Source organism: Lentiprolixibacter sp., from assembly GCF_982873095.1.
Map to the genome: position 1 here is coordinate 1 of NZ_CEYNTP010000205.1, position 5,216 is coordinate 5,216.

Annotated in this window: 5 protein-coding genes; 3 read left to right on the forward strand and 2 right to left on the reverse strand. The window is 46.6% G+C overall.

Features of this window, described 5'->3' with window-relative positions:
- On the forward strand, nt 1-738 hold a 738-nt coding region (locus tag AC4E7D_RS11375; protein WP_490173913.1), incomplete at its 5' end, for a DUF4097 family beta strand repeat-containing protein.
- A gap of 368 nt (nt 739-1,106) precedes the next feature.
- The gene (locus tag AC4E7D_RS11380) at nt 1,107-2,147 is read left to right on the forward strand and encodes a zinc-dependent alcohol dehydrogenase family protein (protein WP_490173914.1); all 1,041 of its coding nucleotides are present in this window, start codon (nt 1,107-1,109) and stop codon (nt 2,145-2,147) included.
- A 5-nt stretch (nt 2,148-2,152) separates the two neighbouring features.
- On the opposite strand, the gene AC4E7D_RS11385 is transcribed toward AC4E7D_RS11380, so the two are convergent.
- Complete coding sequence (locus AC4E7D_RS11385; RefSeq protein ID WP_490173915.1) at nt 2,153-2,677, reverse strand: 5' nucleotidase, NT5C type; 525 nt, start codon at nt 2,675-2,677, stop codon at nt 2,153-2,155.
- A gap of 79 nt (nt 2,678-2,756) precedes the next feature.
- A complete protein-coding gene (locus AC4E7D_RS11390; RefSeq protein WP_490173916.1) occupies nt 2,757-3,920 on the reverse strand; it encodes a serine hydrolase domain-containing protein in 1,164 nt (387 codons plus the stop codon).
- A 316-nt stretch (nt 3,921-4,236) separates the two neighbouring features.
- On the opposite strand from AC4E7D_RS11390, the gene AC4E7D_RS11395 reads away from it, so the two are divergent.
- Nucleotides 4,237-5,216 (forward strand): NAD(P) transhydrogenase subunit alpha (locus AC4E7D_RS11395; RefSeq protein WP_490173917.1); only part of this gene is annotated, 980 nt, incomplete at its 3' end.

The following is a 5,216-nucleotide window of genomic DNA, read 5'->3' on the forward strand; positions in this document are numbered from 1 at the left end:
TTTTTATTTCTGGGACTTGTTTTAAGCGCACAAAGCCAGCTACCCCATCTTGATAATGTAGAAAAAGTAGTAATGAAAAATTACTGGGGGGATCAGAAAATCACCGGTAAGAGTAAAGCTTCAACGAATTACACCTTGTCTGTGCTATTTACGGGAACATCTGAAAAAAAGCAGGTACCCCCCTCAGCAATTAAGGACTATATTAATGTATACAAGGAAAATAAGGTGCTGTACATAATGGCTCGTGAACCGAAAGCATTTGAGTCCATTGACCTAATCCTTGAAATGCCCTCTCATATGTTACTGACCACCGAATTGATCAAGGGGGGAAATATCTATGCGGAAAACCTAGATAAGGGCATAGAGGTAAACAGCCTTAATGGCTCGGTAAAGCTCGAGAAAATAGGAAGTTATGCCCTGGTCAGTGCGGCAAATGGGGAAGTAACTGTTCAGTTTGAACATGTTGACCCAACAAAGGCAATATCCCTGATAACACTGAATGGGGGGGTAACGGTGGAGCTTCCCGCCACAGTACGACGCGATCTTCGACTTGTTTCGCGTAAGAACGGCTATATAAACAGCGATTTTGAACTGCAAAGCGATACTTCCATTGAAAACCTCAATACCACAGCATACAGCAAGAGGCCCATTATTGAATCTGCAACGATAAACGGAGGAGGTGAATTACTGTTTCTTTCTACTCAAAATGGACCCCTGACCATCAAAAAGTGGAATTAAAAAAATCGAGGGTGTAATTCACCGATTAGCCATACGCTAAATAGTGGATGATCGATGAAAAACCCTTTAAAATCAAGGGTTTACGAAGATGTAGTTCATCGAAAAAATTAAAATTTCTGTGTTCATTTTATCAAAAATGGGCATATTGCACTCCCAAATCGATACTAGTTCTAGATTTCAGGACGGTTATTTTAAGTGTAACGTAACCAATATGGCGGGGAATAATTTTCATGTAGTTGATTTGGTTCCTGTGCCATAAGGAACTGTGGAGTTAAATCCGATGAAGCAGGGTAGCAATACCCTGCTTTTTTTATTCCCTTTAGTCCCTCATATTTTTCTACTTTAGTTCAGGAAACTTCAATTGCGGAATGAAAGCGGTAATTTATGAGCGGTTTCAAGGACCATTAAGGCTTACAGAAACAGTTTATCCTGTTCCTGACAACAACGGAGTGGTGGTCAAGGTGGAAGCCAGTGGGCTGTGTTTGTCTGACTGGCACGGCTGGATGGGGCACGATCCGGATATTGTTTTGCCCCACGTCCCCGGTCATGAACTGGCCGGAACTATCGTGGAAGTGGGGAAGAAGGTCAAAAACTGGAAGCCGGGTGACCGCATAACCGTGCCTTTTGTAGGGGGATGTGGAAATTGTGTTTATTGCCAACAGGGCGATCCCCAGGTATGCGACCATCAGTTCCAACCCGGCTTTACTGCCTGGGGTTCCTTTGCGGAATATGTAGCCATCGATTATGCGGACCAAAACCTCGTAGCACTCCCTGCAGACATGGGATTTACGGAAGCTGCCAGCCTGGGGTGCCGTTTTATTACTGCCTACCGGGGCCTGGTTCACCAGGGCAAGTTACGATCCGGACAAAAGGTCGCCATTTTCGGTTGTGGTGGGGTAGGCCTATCGGCCATTCAAATTGCAAAAGCCACTGGAGCAGAAGTCTACGCTGTTGATATCAACAACGAAAAGTGCCAGCGTGCCGAGGAAGTAGGGGCAAGCCATGCTATTAACAGTAAAACAGAGGATCCCGTGGAAGTTATCCGGGAACTTACCGGGGGCGGCGTGCATGTATCCATGGATGCCCTGGGCCATACGGGCACCTCTTTGCAGGGTATCCAAAGCCTGCGGAAACGGGGAAAGCATATACAGGTAGGTTTAATGACAGGAGCACATGCACAGACTGCTGTCCCTATGGACAAGATCATTGCCCATGAATTGGAAATCCTGGGCAGCCATGGGATGCAAGCGGCAAAATACCCTGAAATGTTCGAATTCATACGAAGCAGAGGCATTGATTTGAACAAAATGATTGGGTACCGGGGAGCCTTATCGGAAGTACCGGAATTGCTCCCTCGTATGAAGGAAACCCCTCAGGCTGGGATCACAGTCATCGACAACTTCCAATAAGCCGCTTATAAAAGTTTTGCTGCAACGTCCTGCCAGTCGAGCGCACGCTCAAATCCATTGGAATGCACGTTGTGCGGGGAGGTAAATAGCATGGGCCGCGGCCCGGTAAAATGCTGCAGGTTAAAACTGCGATCATCAATCAGAATATCCCCCTTGAGAATATGCTTATCTCCACAGAGTATGCGCTGTTTCCAATGAATAAACGGAAAATGTTCGTCCAGCCATTCGGACTTCTCCTTCAGGGAGTTGGGAAACTGCATGGCAGCTGAGGCTATAAAAACCTCATACTTTTCATTGAGTTCCCGTAACACCTCCTGGCTGAACGGAATGGGTTTTAGAGACCGAAAAAACCCTGGTCGGGTATAATGCTTCCAAACACTTTCCTGATGCTGTTCTGGCACCATCTGCCATACCTCTTTGCCGTGGCATGCTTCAATCGTAAGAGCCCCATTAAAATCCCGGTTATACCATTCCACGTGAGCGCCATAGGTGTCGGCAATCACTTCATCCATGTCCACAAATAGGGTCATTGTAATACGTTTTATACGAAGTACGCAAAAAGTGCGGAAATATTGAAATCAATCACCGATTAGTAGCGCTTAGACGTACTCAATCCTGTGCTGCCTTAACCACAAGTTCAAACAATTTCATATCATCATGGGCAGTGCCACTCTTCGGGTGCCTCGGGTTCTCTGCTTCATATTTTAAAACTACAACCATATCTAGCGAAGGCACGACCCCGATGATCTGTCCTCCAAAACCACTGGCAAGAAATACTGCTTCCCCGGCTACCTTGGTCAGCCACCAATGATACCCGTAGCTGTAGCGCCCGTAGATATTGGTTTTATGGTCTTTCAGGGAGTGTTCTACCCAATCCTGTGGAACGATGTAACGGTTTTCCCATAGTCCCCGATTAAGGTATAGATACCCAAATTTGGCCATGTCCCTCGCTGTCAGGAAAAGTCCGAAACCAGCAGTTTCAATTCCTTTTGGGCTTTGCAACCAGCTTTGAGGAACGGGGATTTTATAATCGTTCCAGCTGCTGTAGTCTGGTGGCAAGGCAAGCGGTTCGAAGTCAATACCCAGGGGTTGAAATAGTTTTTCATCCGCTAAGTCCCCCGGGGTTCGCCCCATACGATAGTAAATCAACGAGGTCAGGAATTGTGAATTCCCGGAACTGTAGTGAAAATGTTTTCCTGCGGGGTGGTCCTGCCCCCGATCCAGAGCAGCCTGCACCCAGTCCTCCGAGAAAATCCATTCTACCCATCTCGGACCTTCCTCATTCCAGTCCAAACCAGTCGTGTGGGTTAAGGCATGATTAAGGGTAATATCATTGAAATCAGGGTAGGAGGTAAGTAGTTCTGCCATCCTCTGGTCAGGCGAACTGAAAGCCCCTTCTTCCCTGGCAATACCCAAAAGGGCGGAGGTTACACTCTTGGTAACCGACCATAGGTTGGTGCTGGCCTCAGGCCCGCCTTCACCGTAATATTCCTCAACAACCAGGTACCCCTCTTTGACGACCAAGAGGGCCCTCATCAGGTAGTCGTCCTCAGCGAATTCCTTCGCTTTAGCAAGTTTATCTACACTGAACCCCCTGGATTCAGGTAGCGCCGTTTGCCATCCGTTGGTAGGCCAGTAAGGTCGTTCAACAACCGGCCAGTCGAATCCTTTTTCAGGGACAATGATGGTATCCCCTTTATCGCAAGAGAAAGCCATTATGAAAAAAAGCGCCGATAAAAAAAGATAGCCGTTGAAGAGATGTCTGATATTCATTTTCATTCGGGAGATTTCATAAAAGTTTAAAAAGTAAAAACCACAAAATCTATGACATTAGTCATTATTGGTAAAATAAAGGAAGTGTATCTTCGGTCTGGCAAAGGGGAAGTATGGGAAAGCCAGTATGGCTTTTTAGCAAAATGAAGAATAAACCGTTGATGCTTAAGGATTGTAAATCTAGCCGATATCTTCCCACGCGACAGGCGGGGATTGAGAAGGGTATTTTAGGAGAAGAAAGACAGCATTCGAATAAATGTTTTATTTTCAATACTAATTATCAGCGGCCACTAAAGGCCGAAAATTACGGGCAAATATGACCATAGGTATCTTGAAGGAAACGCAAAAAGGGGAAAAACGCGTTTCTGTATCCCCAAGAATTGTTAAGCAAATAGTCGATGCAGGGTTTCGTGTAATCGTAGAAGATGAGGCCGGGCTCGATTCCTCCTTTCGAAATGGCTACTACCGGGATGCGGGGGCCGAAGTAGAAGAAAGGGCACTGGTTTTCAAGGAAGCTGATGTCCTGATCAAAATCAATCCTTTTGACGAAGACGATTTAAAACTGGTGCGCAAGGGCCAGGTCCTCATCAGCCAGTTGTATCACAAGTCTAATACTAAACTTATCAAAGCAATTGCCTCAAAAGGCTTGTCCGCTTTTTCAATGGACGCCATGCCCAGGATTTCCAGGGCTCAGGAAATGGATGTGCTGAGTTCTCAAAGTAACCTTGCCGGGTATAAATCGGTTATTCTCGGGGCTTTTCTGATGAAGAAGATCCTTCCCCTTATGATGACTGCAGCAGGCACTATAAAACCTGCCAGGGTATTTATTTATGGTGTCGGGGTGGCTGGTTTGCAGGCGATAGCCACCGCTAAGCGCTTAGGAGCGGTAGTGATCGCGACGGATATCCGGCCAGAAACCAAAGAACAGGCAGAATCCCTTGGGGCCAAATTCATCATGGTAAACGGAGAGGAACAGGCCTCTGAAGGGGGATATGCACAGGAAGCCTCGGAGGAATATGCGGAAAGGCAACGACAAGCAGTTAACGAAGAACTTTTTAAAGCAGACCTGGTGATCACTACCGCCGGGATTCCCGGGAAAAGATCCCCGATACTGATCACTAAAGAACAGGTGAAACAGATGAAAAACGGAGCGGTTATCATTGATTTGGCCGCCGCCCAGGGAGGCAACTGTGAGCTGAGTAAGATAAACAAGACCGTGGTTGTAAATGGCATAACCATAGTAGGAACAACTATTGCCCCGGAAAGCGTATCCACCAATGCCAGTGATTTATACGC